Below are 17,863 nucleotides of genomic sequence, written 5' to 3' on the forward strand. Positions count from 1 at the left end.
AAATAATATTTTTCAACGGTTTATTATCATTTAGATTTAATTAATGAGCATATACCCAAAACAGATAGCTTTTCGGTTTTTATACTGGTTCTTTTTTCCTTTATTTGCCTTATTAAAGAAAAAATACTGACTCTAAAATTTCAAAAAACTATTTATTTTGAATATTTCAAAAAATCAGCTTAAACTAATAACAAGTTTATCACAAAAAAAGTATCGTCAAAAGCATAAATTATTTATTGCTGAAGGCGTAAAAGTCGTAAATGAACTTTTAAACTCTTCTTTTGAAGTAGCTACAATTTTTTGTACTGATGATTTTGATTGTACTATTTCTGAAGAAAAAATTATTCCTATTTCTGAAACCGATTTAAAAAAAATAAGCAATTTAAAAACACCCAATAAAGTTATAGGGATTTTTAAAATTCCAGAAGAAAAACAATTAAAAAATAATGGTTTAATAATTGCTTTAGATGCGATAAACGATCCTGGAAATCTTGGAACTATTATTCGTTTATGTGATTGGTTTGGTGTAACACAATTAATTTGCTCAAAAGATACTGTAGATTGTTATAATGCTAAAGTTGTGCAAGCTTCTATGGGTTCTTTAACAAGAATTTCTATCCACTATTTAGAGTTGAATACTTATCTATCTGAGACGAACTTACCAACATTTATTGCAGATATGAATGGTGAAAATGTATATAAAACCAATTTACCAAAAGAAGGTATTTTAATAATGGGAAATGAAGCAAATGGAATTTCTGATGAAATAAAAAAACTCGTTTCTAATAAAATATCTATTCCACGTTTTGGAGAAAGACAAGAAACAGAAAGTTTAAATGTTGCAACTGCAACTGCTATTTTATTAAGTGAGTTTTCTCGGTTTAAGGTTTAAGTTTTAAGTTTTAAGTTTTAAGTTTTAAGTTTTAAGTTTTAAGGAAATAACAAAAACGCCTTTTTGCAAGTAAAAATACCACATAGTTACATAGAAAACATAGCCAATGATTGCGATTATGTGTAGAAACTTTACAACTTGAAACCTTTGCGACTTCGAGTCTTTGCAATAAAAAACTTACTTAGGAAACTTTACTCAAAAGCAAAATTTAAGAAAATACCACGAGTTCCCATAAAATTTACTGGAGCTGTCCATCTACTATTTGGATCGTCATCGTATTTAATTTCGTTGTTAATGGCAAAAACACCACGAATTGATGGAGAAAATTTGAAGAAATACAAGTAAATATCTACACCTAAACCAACTTCATACATAAAATTATGTGTTTGCATACGAAATTGTCCTGCTGAGTTATCATCTTGATTGTTCTCATTACTAGAAAAATTATAGTCGTAAGAAATACCACCTAATAAATAAGGACGAATATTATTATACCTATCTGTACTAAATTTAAAAACCAAAGGAACATGCAAATAAGTAGAACCTATTTCTCGAATACTATCTTGTGGTGTTGGAGAATTGTTTAAATGATTGAATAAAATTCTTTTGGAATTGCTAACCAAACCTGGTTCTAAACGTAAGTTCAAATTTTTATGTAATCGTAAATCTGCAATTAAACCTACATTAAAACCTGTGGTTGGTTCTACAGTTATATTTGCATTTGCAATTGTACTTTCTCTTAAATTTAATTTAAAATCGTTTTGATTTACACCCAAATAAAACCCATAATGTAAAGGTTTTTTGTCGAATGAAGGTAAATATTCTACACGTTCTTTCTGTGCAAAAAACGAAATACTAACTAATAGAAAAAAACAAAAAAGTAGGCTTCTTTTACTCATAATTATTTACGTGCTGTGTAAATTGTTGCAACACCAAAGGTTACAGGATTATCTTCTGTATGTGTAAACCCATTTTTTTTCAAAATATTGTTGAAAGCTTCTCCAAATGGAAAAGAATTCGCAGATTCCGATAAATAAGAATACGCAACTTTGTCTTTAGAAAACAGTTTCCCAACAACTGGCAAAAATAAACTTGTATATAATTTATAACCTTGTTTAAAAGGAAATTTTGTAGGATTTGAAGTTTCCAAAATCACTAAAACTCCTGTTGGTTTTAAAACTCTTGCAATTTCCTTAATTCCTTTGGCTAAGTTCGCAAAATTACGAACACCAAAAGAAACAGTAATAGCATCGAAAGTATTGTCTTCGAAAGGCATATCTTCAGAATCGCCAACGATCATTTCTATTTTATCAGAAAGATTTGCTTTGGAAATTTTTTGTTTCCCTACTTCTAACATTCCTGCAGAAATATCTAAACCAACAATTCTATCTGGTTTTAAAGCGGCCATCATTAAAGCTAAATCTCCTGTTCCTGTTGCAATATCTAAAATTTGTTTTGGATTGTTTTTACCAACAATTTCCACAACTTTTTTTCGCCATTTTACATCTATTCCTAAAGAAATTACACGATTTAAACCATCGTAGTTTTCAGAAATATTATCGAACATTTGTGTTACCTGCTCCTTCTTACCTAACTTAGAATCTTTATATGGATTTATTTTTTCTGCTGACATTGTCTTTATCCGTTAATTGCTACAACTTCATTAATTTGATTTGGCAACATTTCTTTTAATAAATTCTCGATTCCATTTTTTAAAGTTGCTGTAGAAGATGGGCAACCACTACAAGCGCCTTGTAAAACTACACTTACAACTTTATTTGCTTCATCATAAGAACGAAAAGCAATATTTCCTCCATCTCCAGCTACTGCAGGTTTTATATATTCGTCTAAAATATCTACAATTTGTGCAGAAATTCCTTCTAATTTTACTTCTGGAATTACTTCTTTTGTTCCCTCAGCAACAATTTCTTCTTTTGGCAATTCTTTAATTATTGTTTTTCCGTCTGCTAAATATTCTCTAATAAAGGTTCTTACTTCGCCATAAACCTCATTCCACTCTACCATATCGTATTTGGTAATTGAAATATAATTATCGGAAATAAAAACTTCTTTTACAAAAGGAAAATTAAAAATAGCCAAAGCCAAAGGAGACGATTCGCTTGCTTCGTCTATATTTTTAAACTCAACATCTGTTTGAGTTAATGCTTTATTGGTTCCAAATTTCATTACAGATGGATTTGGAGTTACCTCTGCATAAACCTCAATTGCTTCTTTTTTAGATGTTCTTTCTTCATTTACAACTGCATTTCCATCGTTTAAAAAATCTTCTATTTGTTCTTTTACTTCTTCTTGGACATCTATCCATTCTAAAATATCAAAACGTTGTATTGCTATAAAATTAGCTGTAATAAATACCTTTTTTACAAATGGTAAATAGAATAATTGTTGTGCTAAAGGAGAGTTTTTAGCTTCATCTATATTGTTAAATTCGTAACTACCTCCATTAATTAAAATACTGCTACTGTTGTATTTTATAATAGTATCGTTCGTTGTTTCTTGAATGGTAATTTTAATGTTTGACATTGTCTAAAAATTGAATTGCAAAATTAAGGGAAAAAAGGGAAATAGCATTGTTTTTAAGGGTATAAAACTTTTCGACTCCACTTCTAATAACATTTGTATTTGTTACTAAAAGTGGAGTCGAAATATATTTGTTTTTTAAAACTACAAACTTATTGAAACTGTTGCTGTAAAAATTCTGTTATCTATATTTAAATCTGCAGTATTTATCTGTGTAGAAAACTGTGGATAAGCATCATAAAAAGATGTTCTGTTATTGTTACTAAAAGCAAAATCTAATTTAAAGTTTCCAAAATTGTAACCTGCTCCAAAAGAATAACCATTAATATCATCTGAATCTAAAGCAGCTTTATTCGGGTTTTCTTCAAATTTATAACCTCCTCTAACACTTAATTTATCAAAACGCCATTCTGTACCCATATTAAAAGAGTTGGTATTTTTTAATTCATTCTGAAAAAACGTATTCTCTCCTGCAAAACCTCCATCTGATAATTCCATATTCGAATAATTTCTACTGATATAATCGAAACTAAACAAACCACTTTTACCAAATACCACTGCTGCACTTGCTGTTAATTTACTTGGAGTTTTTAACCTATAAATTAAACTTTGTATTGGAAAATTATTCCCTGCAGTATTATCGTAAATAGTATTTGGATTTTCGCTAACTGTAATTTCTGTATCTCCATCAAAACCATCGTTATCTATAATATTGGTATCTTCTATAATTTCCGTAAACCAAGTTGGTGTTTGGTAAGATAAACCAAATCTAAAATTCTGGTTCGCTTTATAAATAAAACCTGCGTTTAAAGAAACCCCAGAACCTGTTGTAAAATTTTCTTGATAAAAATTAGCATCTAAAGTATTTCCATTTCCATCGCTATTAAATTCTAATAAATTAGATTGCTGACTAAAACTTAAATTGTAAAAATTAATTCCTGCGCCAACATATAATCTGTTTTGATATACAGATGAAAATGCCATATTAATTTCGTCCAACTCTCCTTTATAGTTATTTATAAAACGTTGTTCATCTGAAACATTATAATCTATTGTAGGATTATTATTATCTAATGGAAAATCTCTAAAAGTTGGAACCCCACTATTTCCTTCAATAATAAAATTATCATTAAAATCTTTTGTAAGTCTATAATTAAACCCAATTGCGAATTTGCTCCAGTCCGATTTGTAGGCACTATCAAAGACCAAAACTGCACCTGCCTGCGAAAAGTTAAAAAATTGATCTTGATTATTTACAGAATTCCCATAAAAAGTAGATTGTATTTCTGTATTTCTATTATTTAATGTTCCTGCAAATGAACTATTATTAAAAACAGCCAAACCTGCTGGGTTAATGTTTATTGATGAAATATCGCCACCCAATGCTCCGAAAGCACCTCCCATAGAAGTAAAACGCGCAGTTCCATTTGCATCATCTTGAGAGAAAAGCAACGCTAAATCTTGGTAACTCAAAGATTGAGCATAAGACGTTAAAGTTACTGCGAACAAAGTCGCAAGTGTTATAATTTTTTTCATTTTAATTGGTATTATTTATTAAGCAATTTTTTTAATTTCCTCTTCTTCTAGATGAAGACGTACTTCTTGTTGTAGAACTTGAAGTAGATCTACTACTAGATGTTCCTGATGATCTTGAACTCGTAGTTCTTGCTGGTGGAGTATATGTTCTCCTTGTAGAACTTGTTGTTGTTCTTGTTATACTTCTTCTAGTAGGAGTAGTTGTAGATCTTCTAACACTAGAACTACTACTTCTTGTTGGAGTTGTAGTAGACCTCCTTGCTGTAGAACTACTATTTCTTCTCGTAGAACTATTAACTCTACTTGCAGTTGAATTATTTCCACCACTTCTTCTAGAACTTGTACCTGAAGAACTTCTTGTACTAGTTGAACTTCTTCTAGTTGAAGTACTACTTCTTCTTGTAGAAGTATTTGTAGAACTTCTTCTAGTTGTAGAAGTAGACCTTCTATTAGGTGTAATTGTACTAGAACTTCTTCTTCTTGAAGTTGTTGTTGGTCTTGTTGTAGAAGATCTTCTACTAGATGTTATAGAAGAATTTGCGGAACTTCCTCTTCTATTATATGTATTATTATAAGCAGTTCTTCTGCCATAAGTTGTATTTCTGTTATAACGATTATTCCTATTATAATAAAAATTGTTATATCTATAAGGTGTTACATATCCATACCCAAAATATGGGTTATAGTAACCTCCATTCCAACCCCAAGCAAGATTATTATGGTATGGGTGCCAATAAGGGTTGTAACCCCAATTATTCCAACCATTATTCCATCTATTTCTAAACCTCCAGTTATTCCAACCCCAATAGTTATAACCATAATAATTATAGCCTATATTATTAAAGCCAACTCCATAAAAATCATTCCAATAAGGGTCGTTTATTAGATTTATATTTACAACAACATCGTTATTTGCATTGTTACCCCAAGAAGGATTTGTGTTGTAATTCAAATCATCTTCCACATAATTATCATCTGGAGAATTATAGCTATCAACATCTGTAAAAACTTCAGAATCATCTAAACCTTCTAGTCTTTCTAATTCTTTTGTAAAATAATTATTGTTATAATCGTTGTATTCTCTTTCGTTAGCAACAATAACTTTCTTTTCATTAACTGGTTTTTCGTCTCCATAAATACCATCATCAGAATAAACACTTTGATAAGTACCACAGGAAACCAATACTATACTAGTTAGAAAAAATAAGATAACTCGATGTAAGCTATATTTATAGTGAAATAATTTCATATTGATATATTTTATGGTAAACATTAATTTTAAGAAAAATTTGTTAGGTAAAAAACTTTAAACTTACTTTGGTTCTAACCTTTTTATAGTAGCTTTGTACCGTTTTTGTAAATACTTTGTATTATTTAACAAAAATTTCACTTTAAAGATAACAATATTTGTGCCAAACTTCGAATTATGAGTAAACATTTAACAAAACGAGCAGACGATTATTCTAAATGGTATAACGAACTAGTTGTAAAAGCAGATCTTGCAGAAAACTCTGCAGTTAGAGGTTGTATGGTTATAAAACCATATGGTTTTGCGATTTGGGAAAAAATGCAAGCAGAATTAGATAGAATGTTTAAAGAAACAGGCCATCAAAATGCTTATTTTCCTTTGTTTGTGCCAAAAAGTTTGTTTGAGGCTGAAGAAAAAAATGCAGAAGGTTTTGCAAAAGAATGTGCAGTTGTAACACATTATCGATTACAAAACGACCCAGATAATCCTGGCAAGTTACGTGTAGATCCAGAAGCTAAATTAGAAGAAGAATTAGTCGTTAGACCAACTTCCGAAGCAATTATTTGGAATACTTACAAAGGTTGGATTCAATCTTATAGAGATTTACCTTTATTAATAAATCAATGGGCAAATGTTGTTCGTTGGGAAATGCGTACACGTTTATTTTTACGTACAGCAGAATTTTTATGGCAAGAAGGACATACTGCACACGCAACAAAAACAGAAGCCGTTTCAGAAGCAAGACAAATGCAAGATGTTTATGCAACTTTTGCGGAAAATTTTATGGCAATGCCAGTTATAAAAGGATACAAATCGGACAGTGAACGTTTTGCTGGTGCAGAAGATACTTTTACAATTGAAGCATTAATGCAAGATGGAAAAGCTTTACAAGCAGGAACAAGCCACTTTTTAGGACAAAATTTCGCCAAAGCTTTTGATGTAAAGTTTACTTCTAAAGAAGGAAAACAGGAACATGTTTGGGCAACATCTTGGGGAGTCTCTACACGATTAATTGGTGGTTTAATTATGACCCATTCAGATGACAGTGGTTTGGTATTACCTCCAAAATTAGCTCCAATACAAGTTGTAATTGTTCCAATATATAAAGGTGAAGAACAATTAGCTTCAATTTCGAAAAAAGTTGCTGAATTTGTAAAAGAATTTCGCAAAAAAGGGATTTCTGTTAAGTTTGATGATAGAGACACGTACAGGCCTGGAGCAAAATTTGCTGAATACGAATTAAAAGGAGTTCCAGTAAGAATTGCTTTTGGAGGAAGAGATTTAGAAAACAATACAGTAGAAGTTGCTAGAAGAGACACTTTTAAGAAAGAAACTGTTTCACAAGATACTATTGTAGATTTTGTAGTTAATTTATTAGAAGAAATTCAAGAAAATTTATTCAAAAAAGCTATCGATTATAGAGCTGAACATACTACTGAAGTAAATGACTTTAAAGAATTTAAAAAAGTTATTAAAAATAAAGGAGGTTTTGTTTCTGCACATTGGGATGGAACAGAAGAAACAGAAGATAAAATTAAAGAATATACAAAAGCGACTATTCGTTGTATACCAAATGACGCAAAGGAAGAAGCAGGAGTTTGTGTTTTTAGTGGAAAACCATCCACTAAAAGAGTTCTTTTTGCAAAAGCATATTAATTATAACTAATCAAAAATCTCCTTACTACATTGAGGAAATGATGCTTTTATCTCAATTTAAAAAAACGAATTCAAAAAAAAACTATAATTTTTTAAAATTTTTTGAAAAATTATTGCAGAATTTAAAAAACGTTGTATATTTGCATCCGCAATTGAGACATACTTAATTGTTCTGGTCCGTTCGTCTAGGGGTTAGGACGCATGGTTTTCATCCATGTAACACGGGTTCGATTCCCGTACGGACTACAAATGTTTTAATAAAAAAACAAATAGAAAGAAATTATGGCAAATCATAAGTCAGCATTAAAAAGAATTAGAAGTAACGAAGCTAAAAGGTTACGTAACAAATATCAGCACAAAACTACACGTAATGCTGTTAGAGATTTACGTGCAACTGAAGACAAGAAAGAAGCAGAATCTAACTTAGGTAAAGTTATTTCTATGTTAGACAAGTTAGCTAAGAACAACATTATTCACCAGAATAAAGCAGCAAATTTAAAATCTAAATTAACAAAGCACGTAGCTGCATTGTAAGATTTTTAAATGCATAATATTTAAAAGCTCTGAATTTTATTCAGAGCTTTTTTCGTTGTAAAAAATATTTTATTTCTTTCAAAACAATCTATTAAACACCAATCCAAAACCTACAGATTCATCTTATTCTATTTTTTTTAAAATAATTTCCAAAATCATCTGTAAGTGTAAAATAATCTATTATTGAACACTACTCATATAAACGAAGATTGTAAATCCAATTTTGGGGATAAAAAAGTGGTATTATAATTGGTACTATTGACTCTTTGTTAAATATTCCACCTTCTATTTCTATAATAAATTCACACGTAATATTACAAAAGGAAAAGAAAAAATAACTTTAAAAAATCTACCACTCATAATCTTTATGAGCATCTAGCCTAATAAAGATAAATAACAGAATTGTAAAGCCCCAAAGAGATGAACCTCCATAACTAAAAAAAGGTAGTGGAATTCCTACAGTTGGCAATAATCCAATTACCATTCCTATATTAACAATTACATGAAAAAAGAGAATGGAAGCCAATCCATAGCCGTAAATCCTTCCGAATTTGTTATTGTGTGTTTCTGCTAAATATATAATTCGATATAACATTAACATAAACAGAAAAATAACTGCAGTCGTTCCTAAAAAACCCCACTCTTCTCCAACTACACTAAAAATATAATCTGTATGTTGTTCTGGCACAAAATCTCCTTGCGTTAAATCGCCTTTTAAATACCCTTTTCCTTTAAAGCCACCAGAACTAATTGTAAGCTCCGATTGATAAGAGTTGTAACCAATACCTTTATTATCTGTTTTCTTACCTAGTAAAATATCAAATCTGTCTTTTTGATGCGAAGGCAAAACATTCTTATATCCATAACCTGTTCCAGCAATAAATAAACCTAATATGAGATATACCACTAATAATTTATACCACTTAAAACGAAAAAAACGTTTTCCTTCTCTGTAAAACAGATAAAATGCAATTATTGTTATTAATATAAATGATGATATTAACATCCATTTAGCACCAAAGAAAATCGTTAATAAAAATAATACTATAAATGCAGAGCCCAGTAGTATATAGTTTAATGTTAACCCTTCTCTATTAAGCACAAAAAAGAACGACAAATAAATAAGTGCAGAACCAGCATCTGGCTGTAAAAAAATTAAAAAAGCAGGAAAAAAGACAATAATAAACGCTTTTATCTGGTTTTTAATTAACTTGAAGTTGTATTGACGATCACTTAATAGTTTTGCGACTGCCAATGCAGTAAATGCTTTTACAAATTCGGATGGCTGTAAACCAATTACCCCAAAATTATACCAAGAAGTTGCTCCATTAATTTTCTTTCCAAATATAAATAAACCTACCAATGATAACAGTGATATGATGTAGAGCATACTTGAAAATTTTTCATAAAATTTTGAATTGAAAAAAAGAACTATAATTATCAAAGGAATAGTTAAACAAATAAATATTAATTGTTTACCATATTTTGTAGAAAAGCTTAGTAGTTCTACATCTTCTTCTGAACTGGAAGCAGCATAGATGTTTAACCAGCCAAAACCAACTAAAATTATGTAGAGGAAAATTAAAATCCAATCGATACCTGCAAAAATATTATTTCGTTCCTGACGCAATTTGTTCTATTGGTTTTTCGAGTTGTTTATCATATATATCTTGCAAACTTAAAGTCAGCATCTTTTTTTCTCTATATTTATTTGCTTTTGATATTTTTCCATTAATATATTTTTCAATCAGCAAACTTGTAATTGGAGCTGCAATTGTAGAACCATACCCTCCATTTTCAACAAAAATAGCTAGCGCTATTTTAGGATTATCTTTTGGTGCAAATGCTACTAGTATAGAATGGTCTGCCAATTGTTCTTTAATTCCGTTTTTTATTATAAAATTTTCTGCAGTACCTGTTTTACCACAAATTTCTATTCCTTTTACTTGACTATACTTTCCTGTTCCTGTTTTAAAAACCTCATGCATAGCTTCAACAACTGGAACAAAATGCTCTTGATTTATAGTTGTTATTTTTTTCTTTGTAAAATCGGGATTATCAATAGAAATATTGTCTACTTTTTTTAACACATGAGGTGTATAGAAAAAACCTCTGTTTGCAATTGCTGTGGTAAAGTTGGCTAATTGAATTGGGGTTGTTAAAACTTCTCCTTGACCAATTGCATTGGAAATTGTAGAAGAACCATTCCATCTATAGTCTAATCTTTCATCATAATAATCTCCTGTTGGTATTAATCCTGGACTTCCTGCAGGTAAATCGTAGCCTAAATAATTTCCTAAACCAAAACTTTTTACGTGTTTACTCCAATTATTTAAACCCTCTGTTGGTTTATTATCTTTTTCTACAATTCTCTTATAGGTATTTGAAAAATAACTGTTACAGGATTTCGAAATTGCAGCTTTTAAATGAACAGGTCTACCATAAATACCACAGTGACATCCCATAAATTCGCTTTTTCTTCCACCATACCTAAACCCTCCATTACAATAAAATGGCGTGTCTTCTGTTATTACATTTTCTTGTAAACCGATTAATGCATTCATCATTTTAAAAGGAGAACCAGGAGCATAAGCACCCATTAGCCCTCTATCGTAAGTTGGTCTTTCTGGGTTTTCTGGATCCATTAAAATAGACGAATTCAAAGATCTTTTTCTACCCACCAACATATTAGGGTCGTAAGAAGGCGCTGTTACCAAAGCTAAAATTTCTCCTGTAGTAGGTTCAATAGCGACAATACCACCTCTTTTACCTTTCATTAACTCTTGTGCATACGATTGCAATTCTATATCCAAGGTTAAAGTTAGATCTTTTCCATTTACAGAAAGTGTATCATATTCTCCATTTTTATAAGAACCAGTAACTTTGTTAAAACGATTTTTATGGAAATATTTTTTTCCTTTTTTCCCTCTTAATAGATTCTCATATTGTTTTTCTATACCATCTTTTCCAATCAATTCTCCTTGTTGGTAATAATCGCTTTTTCTAGCCAAATTCTCATTTACTTCTCCAATATAACCCAATACATTTGCAGCAACTTTTACAGGATAGTCTCTAATGATTCTTTTTTGAATAAAAAACCCTTTGTATTTATGAAGTTTTTCTTGTAAAAAGGCAAAATCTTCTTTTGCTAATTGTTTTAGAAATACCGAAGGTAAATATGGTGCGTAATTTTCTGCTCTTTCAAAACGCTTTAAAAAATCTTCTTTAGTAATTTTTACTAGCTTACAAAATTCTAAAGTATCTAAAGGTTTCACCAGGTTTGGTTGCATCATAACATCGTAAGAAAGTTGGTTTGCTACTAAAAGCTTCCCATTTCTATCATATACATAGCCACGTTCTGGATAATCGTATTGTGTTTTTACTGCAGCATTTCTAATTGGGTCGTAATTATCTCCTCTAATAATTTGAAGTTGAAATAAACGCCCAATAAAAACGATACCTACTAATGTGATTAAAAAATAAATTAAAAAGCTTTTTTGCATTACTGTTTTTTAGAAAAAATATAGTTTCCTAAGAAATATAATAATAACGTAAAAATACCTGAAAAAAGTGTATTCAATATTACATGAGATATATTTTGGAAACTAAAATTAGCAAAAGAAAACAGTATAAAATGGTGTATGAACGTTAAAGTTACTACAAAGTTAAATATTTTACCAAAAGACTCGGAATGTATATTAAAAAAAGGATAGTCTGCAGGGTATTTTCTAAAATAAACTTTTACAAAAAATAATCTTATATATGCAATTGTTAAAATAGAAAAAGCGTGAATTCCTCCAGAGTCTGAAAAGAAATCAACTGCCAAACCCAACATAAAACTTGCCAATAAAAAGGGAAATCTGTTTTCTTTAAGAGGATATAAAAAAACGAAAGCGATGTATAAATAAGGATTTACATATCCTAAAAATAAAATATTATTCAGCACAAAAACTTGCAGAAAAAGCAAGAATACAAATAACAATGCGAAGTATAATGTTTTATTCAATTTCTTGGTTTTCTAAAGATTTTATTTCTTCTTTATCTAAGGTTTTTATTACATAAACGGGTCCAATATTACTCATGTCGTTAAATAATTTAACCTCGATAACATTATTTACTGCGTTATTTTTACCTACATTTATAACGGTTCCAATTAAAATACCAGCTGGAAAAATAGTAGATCTTCCACCGGTTTCAATAGTATCTCCAACTTTTACAGGAGCTTGTCTTGGGACATCTGTTAACTGAACAATATTATAATCTTTTCCATCCCATTTTAAACTTCCAAAAAAATATTGATTTTTAAGTTTTGCATTAATGTTACTGTTTTTATTTAAAATAGATTGTACTCTTGTATAGTTAGCTGAAGAAAAATCGGTTATTCCAATAATACCTCTGCCATTTACAACTGCCATTTCCTTTTCTAAACCTTCATTTTTACCTTTATTAATCGTAAGGTAATTAAAAGCCTTAGAATAATTATTATTAATTATTTTGGCATTCGTAAAAGTATATTTTTGATTGTATTTTAAAGAATCTACAACTGTAGAATCTAAATTTAAAACAATGGAAGTGTTTTTTTCTAATTGATTTCTTAAGAAATTATTTTCCTCTAAAAGTTGCTGGTTAACAGACTTTAAGTTGAAGTATTCTGAAATACTTGAAGCCTGATTAAACATTCCACCAGTAACTGCATTTGCAGAATTCACGTATTTACTTTTATGAAAATTAAGATTATTAAATGTTAAAACAATAGCGATTAATTGCAACATTAAAAAGAATAAAAGGTACTTAAACTTCTGAAAAAAGTAAATAAGTTGTTGCATAACTAAAATCGCTCAGAAATTATTTCATTAATACATTTTTGTATTTATCTAATTCTTTTAAAGCAATTCCTGTTCCACGCACAACAGCTCTTAATGGGTCTTCTGCCACGTAAACAGGTAAATCTGTTTTCCTTGACAATCTTTTATCTAAACCTCTTAACATAGAACCACCACCTGCTAAATAAATACCTGTATTATAAATATCTGCAGCTAATTCTGGAGGTGTTTTAGATAATGTTTCCATTACAGCATCTTCAATTCTTAAAATAGATTTGTCTAATGCTTTTGCAATTTCTCTAAAAGAAACTTGCACCTGTTTTGGCTTACCACTTAATAAATCTCTACCTTGAACTAACATGTCTTCTGGTGGAGTTTCTAAATCTTCTGTAGCCGCACCAATGGTAATTTTAATTTTTTCTGCAGTCGTTTCTCCAACATGTAAGTTATGCTGTGTTCGCATATAATACATAATATCGTTGGTAAATAAATCTCCTGCCACTTTTACAGATTGGTCGCAAACAATACCAGCCAAAGCAATTACAGCAATTTCTGTTGTTCCACCACCTATATCTATAATCATGTTTCCTTTTGGCTCCATAATATCTATTCCAACCCCAATTGCTGCCGCCATTGGTTCGTAAATTAAATAGATTTCTTTAGCATTCATATGTTTTGCAGAATCGCGAACCGCTCGTTTTTCTACTTCTGTAATTCCTGAAGGAATACATATAACCATTCTTAATGCTGGTGGAAATAATTTCTTTTTAATGGAAGGAATTTGTTTTACAAACTCTTTAATCATCTCTTCAGATGCTTGGAAATCTGCAATAACTCCGTCTTTTAACGGACGAATTGTTTTAATATTTTCATGAGTTTTTCCTTGCATTAAATTAGCTTCTTTACCAATTGCAATGATTTTTCCGGTAATTCTATTTCTTGCAACAATTGAAGGACTATCGATAACCACTTTTCCATTGTGAATTATCAACGTATTTGCGGTCCCTAAATCAATCGCAATATCTTCCGTCATAAAATCAAAAAAACCCATAAAATATCTTTGTTGTATTATTTTTAAAGTACTATTTACAAATCTACTAAAATTCTGATTGTAAACAACCTATAAAATCTTAATGTTTAAAATGTCTTGTTCCTGTCATAACCATAGATAAACCGTTTTTATTACAGTAATCTATACTTAATTGATCTTTTATAGATCCTCCTGGCTGAATTACACTTTTTACACCAGCCTTATCTGCAATTTCTACACAATCTGGAAATGGAAAAAACGCATCACTTGCCATTACACAACCTTCTAAATCGAATTTAAAAGAAGTTGCTTTTTCAATCGCTTGGTTTAAAGCATCTACTCTACTCGTTTGCCCTGTTCCACCTGCTAATAATTGCTTGTTTTTTACTAAAATAATTGTGTTCGATTTTGTGTTCTTACACAATTTCGATGCAAACAATAAATCTTCTAACTCGCTTTCGGTTGGTTTATTGTTAGTAACGTATTTTAAATCTTCTAATTTATCTGTAATGTTGTCTTTATCCTGAACTAAATTACCATTTAAACAAGTTCTAATTGTTGTTTTTGGCAATGCTACTTCTTTCTGAATTAAGATAATTCTATTCTTTTTTCCTTTTAAGATTTCTAAAGCTTCATTTGAATAACTTGGTGCAATTACTACTTCACAAAATAACGTGTGAATTTTCTCTGCAGTTGCTGCATCAATTTGTGTGTTTGCTATTAAAATTCCACCAAAAGCAGAAACTGGATCTCCAGCTAAAGCATCTGAATATGCTTCGCTAATTGTTTCTCTTTGTGCAAAACCACAAGCATTGTTATGCTTTAATATCGCAAATGTTGGTGCTTCACCTTTAAACTCTTCCATTAAATTTACAGCAGCATCTACATCTAATAAATTATTATAACTTAATTCTTTACCATGAAGTTTGTCGAAAATTTCCTCTAAATCTCCAAAGAAATATCCTTTTTGGTGTGGGTTTTCTCCATAACGTAAAACTTGTGCATTCGTTTCACTTACTTTTAAAGCAGGTTCTTCGTTATTGTTGAAGTAATTAAAAATTGCAGTATCGTAATGTGAAGAAACATTAAAAGATTTTCCTGCGTATTTTTTTCTTTGTTCTATAGAAGTTTCACCTTTATTTTCTGATAAAATTGATAAGAAATCTTCATATTGGTCCATTGAAGAAACAATAAAAGTATCTTTAAAATTCTTTGCAGCTGCTCTAATTAAAGAGATTCCTCCAATATCAATTTTCTCTACAATGTCTTGTTCAGAAGCTCCAGAAGCAACCGTTTTTTCAAACGGATATAAATCTACAATTATCAAGTCTATTTGTGGAATATTGTATTCTTTTAATTCAGCAACATCACCTTCGTGATCTTGTCTGTTTAAAATTCCTCCAAAAACTTTTGGGTGTAAAGTCTTAACTCTACCTCCTAATATAGAAGGATAAGAAGTAACATCTTCTACAGGAACTACATCTATTCCAAGATCTTTAATAAATTTTTCTGTTCCTCCAGTTGAATAAATAGTTACATTTAATTCATCTAATTTTCTTACAATTGGCTCTAAACCATCTTTGTGAAATACCGAAATTAATGCGGATTTAATTGTTTTTGAAGTGCTCATTTAGTGTTGTGTTGTTAAGCACACAAATGTAGTAAAAGCAACCTCGTAAGACAATAAAAAGATAGTAACAAAAAACAGAAGTAATTAACAACTAATGCACTTGAACTTTCGTTTTAAAATTTTCTACTAAAGCTGTGTAATTTCTTGGCGCTCTTTTTTCTTGATTTTTTCTTGAAAAAGGAAATATTTTTTCCAGAAAACTCTGTTGATTTTTTTTCATTTTTAGGGGTATTAAATGTTAGGGGTAAAAAATTATTCTGCTTTTTCTAAGAAATCATGAAACCATTGGACAAAATTATCTATCCATGATTGTTTCTTTTCAACAAAATTTGAGTGGTTGTTGCGACCAGCAACAGATGCAGTAAATTGTTCTTTTCTCATTATTTTAGGGATTTAATGATGTTAGAATATTAAAAAACTTAATATATTTCCAACAAACATAAGTAAAAAAATGTTAAAAGTCAATTTTTTACAAAATTGTAGCCACTTTTTTACAGATATACTCCAACAATTCTTCGTCTTTTTTTGTAAACGTATTTGCAGTATGAGAATCGATATCTATTTGCCCAATATTTTCTCCATCAACAAAAATAGGAATTACAATTTCCGACTTTACCTTCCAACCACAAGAAATATAATTGTCTTGTTCAGAAACATCTTGCACCACAAAGTTTTCGTTACTAACTGCTACCTGTCCACAAATACCTTTTCCAAAAGGAATAATGGTATGCTCTGTTTCTTCTCCAGTATATTGTGCTAATTTTAATTCTTCTTTGTTTCCATTTTTAAAATAAAAACCAACCCAATCGTAATAAGAAATTTGGTTTTCTAAAGTGTCGCAAATTTCTTGTAACTTCGATTCTAACGATTTTTCTGAAGAAATTATCGCATCAATTTCCTGTTGTATTTTATAAATATCCATTTTGTATCTTCGTCTTTAAATAATATTCGCAAAATTAAATTAAAATCCATTGTGAAAAAACATAAAAACGTTGTCATTTTTCTGATTAAATTTTTTGCTACGTATTTTATACTGTTCGCAATTTATGCGAAATACTTACAAAATTCACAGCAAAAAGAAGATACTTTTAAAACAGCATCTATTACCACAACTGTAGCAGAACAAACTGTATATGTTTTAGAATTCTTTGGGTTCCACGCAGATTATAGGCAACATAAAGAGGAGCTTTCTGTTAAACTTTTAATAGATAATATTTATACTGCCAGAGTTATTGAAGGTTGTAATTCTATAAGTATAATTATTTTATTTATTGCTTTTATTGTCGCTTTTGCAGGTTCTATTAAAGCAACCATAATTTTCTCTATTTTAGGGAGTCTTTTTATTTACGTAATAAATATATTTAGAATTGCGTTTCTAACAGTTATGATTTTTAAATACCCAAATCAGCAAGAATTTTTACATAATTTAGTTTTTCCAGCGATTATTTACGGAACCGTATTTTTATTGTGGGTGCTTTGGGTAAATAAGTTTTCAAACTACAAAAAATGAACAAATACATTAAAATAATTCTAACATCAATATTGGTGCTTGTACTGTTTGTAATTCGAGCTTTTTCTGCTGAATTATTTTACGATCCATTAATAGAGTATTTTAAAAACGACTATTTATACACTAAAATGCCAGAAATAGATATTTGGCATTTAATGATAGATATGTTATTTCGATATATTTTAAATTCGCTAGTAACTTTAGGAATTATCTGGGTTTTATTCCAAAGAAAAGATTATTTAAAGTTTACAGGGTTTTTCTTAATGGCTGCTTTTATGGTTTTAATTGTGGTATTTGTACTTTTATTAAGAGATCAGTTCGAAAATGGTTATTTACTTCCCTTTTATATTCGACGTTTTATAATTCATCCTTTGTTCTTGTTATTATTATTGCCAGCATTTTATTTTCAGAAATTAAGCAATCGATAATTTAACAAATTATTTAAAGGAACTTTATTGTAAC

19 protein-coding genes and 1 tRNA gene are annotated in these 17,863 nt (G+C 29.7%); 6 read left to right on the forward strand and 14 right to left on the reverse strand.

Annotated features, from left to right (window positions below; translation table 11 throughout):
• Positions 1 to 157 precede the first annotated feature (157 nt).
• Complete coding sequence (locus H9I45_RS09125) at positions 158 to 892, forward strand: TrmH family RNA methyltransferase (RefSeq protein WP_088354886.1); 735 nt, start codon at positions 158 to 160, stop codon at positions 890 to 892.
• Positions 893 to 1,083: 191 nt separating this feature from the next.
• On the opposite strand, the gene porT is transcribed toward H9I45_RS09125, so the two are convergent.
• The 5 genes from porT to H9I45_RS09150 all read right to left on the reverse strand — a co-directional run bounded on the left by porT (position 1,084) and on the right by H9I45_RS09150 (position 6,218).
• Positions 1,084 to 1,791 (reverse strand): type IX secretion/gliding motility protein PorT/SprT, encoded by a 708-nt coding sequence (porT, locus tag H9I45_RS09130; RefSeq protein WP_088354885.1) that lies wholly within the window; start codon positions 1,789 to 1,791, stop codon positions 1,084 to 1,086.
• A 2-nt stretch (positions 1,792 to 1,793) separates the two neighbouring features.
• Positions 1,794 to 2,525: a bifunctional demethylmenaquinone methyltransferase/2-methoxy-6-polyprenyl-1,4-benzoquinol methylase UbiE gene (gene ubiE, locus H9I45_RS09135; RefSeq protein WP_088354884.1), complete on the reverse strand. Its 732-nt coding sequence runs from the start codon at positions 2,523 to 2,525 to the stop codon at positions 1,794 to 1,796.
• 5 nt (positions 2,526 to 2,530) lie between these two features.
• Positions 2,531 to 3,436: a NifU family protein gene (locus H9I45_RS09140; RefSeq protein WP_088354883.1), complete on the reverse strand. Its 906-nt coding sequence runs from the start codon at positions 3,434 to 3,436 to the stop codon at positions 2,531 to 2,533.
• Positions 3,437 to 3,577: 141 nt separating this feature from the next.
• Entirely contained in the window at positions 3,578 to 4,969 is a 1,392-nt protein-coding gene (locus H9I45_RS09145; protein ID WP_088354882.1) for an OmpP1/FadL family transporter, read from the reverse strand.
• Between the two features lie 31 nt (positions 4,970 to 5,000).
• The gene (locus H9I45_RS09150) at positions 5,001 to 6,218 is read right to left on the reverse strand and encodes a hypothetical protein (RefSeq protein WP_140422768.1); all 1,218 of its coding nucleotides are present in this window, start codon (positions 6,216 to 6,218) and stop codon (positions 5,001 to 5,003) included.
• Between the two features lie 177 nt (positions 6,219 to 6,395).
• Here H9I45_RS09150 and proS point away from each other — a divergent pair, with 177 nt between their 5' ends.
• From proS to rpsT, 3 genes are all read left to right on the forward strand, one after another.
• Positions 6,396 to 7,874, forward strand: a complete 1,479-nt coding sequence (gene proS, locus H9I45_RS09155; protein ID WP_088354880.1) for a proline--tRNA ligase — start codon at positions 6,396 to 6,398, stop codon at positions 7,872 to 7,874.
• A gap of 174 nt (positions 7,875 to 8,048) precedes the next feature.
• Positions 8,049 to 8,120 (forward strand) — tRNA-Glu (locus H9I45_RS09160).
• A gap of 36 nt (positions 8,121 to 8,156) precedes the next feature.
• Positions 8,157 to 8,408, forward strand: coding sequence for a 30S ribosomal protein S20 (gene rpsT / locus H9I45_RS09165; protein ID WP_088354879.1), 252 nt, complete (start codon positions 8,157 to 8,159; stop codon positions 8,406 to 8,408).
• Between the two features lie 349 nt (positions 8,409 to 8,757).
• Here rpsT and rodA read toward each other — a convergent pair whose 3' ends face one another.
• The 9 genes from rodA to H9I45_RS09200 all read right to left on the reverse strand — a co-directional run bounded on the left by rodA (position 8,758) and on the right by H9I45_RS09200 (position 16,813).
• Positions 8,758 to 10,038, reverse strand: coding sequence for a rod shape-determining protein RodA (gene rodA / locus H9I45_RS09170; RefSeq protein WP_088354878.1), 1,281 nt, complete (start codon positions 10,036 to 10,038; stop codon positions 8,758 to 8,760).
• On the reverse strand, positions 10,019 to 11,911 hold the full coding sequence (gene mrdA, locus H9I45_RS09175; RefSeq protein WP_088354877.1) for a penicillin-binding protein 2: 1,893 nt from the start codon (positions 11,909 to 11,911) through the stop codon (positions 10,019 to 10,021). The genes rodA and mrdA overlap by 20 nt, the downstream gene beginning before the upstream one ends.
• Positions 11,911 to 12,414, reverse strand: a complete 504-nt coding sequence (locus H9I45_RS09180) for a hypothetical protein (protein ID WP_088354876.1) — start codon at positions 12,412 to 12,414, stop codon at positions 11,911 to 11,913. Before H9I45_RS09180 ends, mrdA begins: the two co-directional genes overlap by 1 nt.
• A complete protein-coding gene (gene mreC, locus H9I45_RS09185) occupies positions 12,407 to 13,234 on the reverse strand; it encodes a rod shape-determining protein MreC (protein ID WP_088354875.1) in 828 nt (275 codons plus the stop codon). The genes H9I45_RS09180 and mreC overlap by 8 nt, the downstream gene beginning before the upstream one ends.
• Positions 13,235 to 13,253: 19 nt before the next feature.
• Positions 13,254 to 14,282: a rod shape-determining protein gene (locus tag H9I45_RS09190; protein WP_088354874.1), complete on the reverse strand. Its 1,029-nt coding sequence runs from the start codon at positions 14,280 to 14,282 to the stop codon at positions 13,254 to 13,256.
• A 79-nt stretch (positions 14,283 to 14,361) separates the two neighbouring features.
• On the reverse strand, positions 14,362 to 15,891 hold the full coding sequence (gene purH, locus H9I45_RS09195; RefSeq protein WP_088354873.1) for a bifunctional phosphoribosylaminoimidazolecarboxamide formyltransferase/IMP cyclohydrolase: 1,530 nt from the start codon (positions 15,889 to 15,891) through the stop codon (positions 14,362 to 14,364).
• Between the two features lie 91 nt (positions 15,892 to 15,982).
• On the reverse strand, positions 15,983 to 16,111 hold the full coding sequence (locus H9I45_RS16425) for a hypothetical protein (protein WP_254917220.1): 129 nt from the start codon (positions 16,109 to 16,111) through the stop codon (positions 15,983 to 15,985).
• A gap of 32 nt (positions 16,112 to 16,143) precedes the next feature.
• The gene (locus H9I45_RS16430) at positions 16,144 to 16,272 is read right to left on the reverse strand and encodes a hypothetical protein (RefSeq protein ID WP_254917219.1); all 129 of its coding nucleotides are present in this window, start codon (positions 16,270 to 16,272) and stop codon (positions 16,144 to 16,146) included.
• Between the two features lie 88 nt (positions 16,273 to 16,360).
• The gene (locus H9I45_RS09200; RefSeq protein WP_088354872.1) at positions 16,361 to 16,813 is read right to left on the reverse strand and encodes a GAF domain-containing protein; all 453 of its coding nucleotides are present in this window, start codon (positions 16,811 to 16,813) and stop codon (positions 16,361 to 16,363) included.
• A gap of 51 nt (positions 16,814 to 16,864) precedes the next feature.
• Here H9I45_RS09200 and xrtF point away from each other — a divergent pair, with 51 nt between their 5' ends.
• Positions 16,865 to 17,401, forward strand: coding sequence for an exosortase family protein XrtF (xrtF, locus tag H9I45_RS09205; protein WP_088354871.1), 537 nt, complete (start codon positions 16,865 to 16,867; stop codon positions 17,399 to 17,401).
• Entirely contained in the window at positions 17,398 to 17,829 is a 432-nt protein-coding gene (locus H9I45_RS09210) for an exosortase F system-associated membrane protein (protein WP_088354870.1), read from the forward strand. Before xrtF ends, H9I45_RS09210 begins: the two co-directional genes overlap by 4 nt.
• Positions 17,830 to 17,863: the final 34 nt, after the last annotated feature.

The organism is Polaribacter haliotis, from assembly GCF_014784055.1.
Lineage (GTDB): Bacteria > Bacteroidota > Bacteroidia > Flavobacteriales > Flavobacteriaceae > Polaribacter > Polaribacter haliotis.

Excerpts from the sequence above, each read along its gene's own strand:
- H9I45_RS09200 (WP_088354872.1), bottom strand. The coding sequence starts at position 16,813 with ATGGATATTTATAAAATACAACAGGAAATTGATGCGATAATTTCTTCA.
- H9I45_RS09145 (WP_088354882.1), bottom strand. The coding sequence starts at position 4,969 with ATGAAAAAAATTATAACACTTGCGACTTTGTTCGCAGTAACTTTAACG.
- mreC (WP_088354875.1), bottom strand. The coding sequence starts at position 13,234 with ATGCAACAACTTATTTACTTTTTTCAGAAGTTTAAGTACCTTTTATTC.
- porT (WP_088354885.1), bottom strand. The coding sequence starts at position 1,791 with ATGAGTAAAAGAAGCCTACTTTTTTGTTTTTTTCTATTAGTTAGTATT.
- H9I45_RS09140 (WP_088354883.1), bottom strand. The coding sequence starts at position 3,436 with ATGTCAAACATTAAAATTACCATTCAAGAAACAACGAACGATACTATT.
- proS (WP_088354880.1), top strand. The coding sequence starts at position 6,396 with ATGAGTAAACATTTAACAAAACGAGCAGACGATTATTCTAAATGGTAT.
- H9I45_RS16425 (WP_254917220.1), bottom strand. The coding sequence starts at position 16,111 with ATGAAAAAAAATCAACAGAGTTTTCTGGAAAAAATATTTCCTTTTTCA.
- rpsT (WP_088354879.1), top strand. The coding sequence starts at position 8,157 with ATGGCAAATCATAAGTCAGCATTAAAAAGAATTAGAAGTAACGAAGCT.
- H9I45_RS09190 (WP_088354874.1), bottom strand. The coding sequence starts at position 14,282 with ATGGGTTTTTTTGATTTTATGACGGAAGATATTGCGATTGATTTAGGG.
- purH (WP_088354873.1), bottom strand. The coding sequence starts at position 15,891 with ATGAGCACTTCAAAAACAATTAAATCCGCATTAATTTCGGTATTTCAC.
- mrdA (WP_088354877.1), bottom strand. The coding sequence starts at position 11,911 with ATGCAAAAAAGCTTTTTAATTTATTTTTTAATCACATTAGTAGGTATC.
- H9I45_RS09210 (WP_088354870.1), top strand. The coding sequence starts at position 17,398 with ATGAACAAATACATTAAAATAATTCTAACATCAATATTGGTGCTTGTA.
- H9I45_RS16430 (WP_254917219.1), bottom strand. The coding sequence starts at position 16,272 with ATGAGAAAAGAACAATTTACTGCATCTGTTGCTGGTCGCAACAACCAC.
- ubiE (WP_088354884.1), bottom strand. The coding sequence starts at position 2,525 with ATGTCAGCAGAAAAAATAAATCCATATAAAGATTCTAAGTTAGGTAAG.
- H9I45_RS09150 (WP_140422768.1), bottom strand. The coding sequence starts at position 6,218 with ATGAAATTATTTCACTATAAATATAGCTTACATCGAGTTATCTTATTT.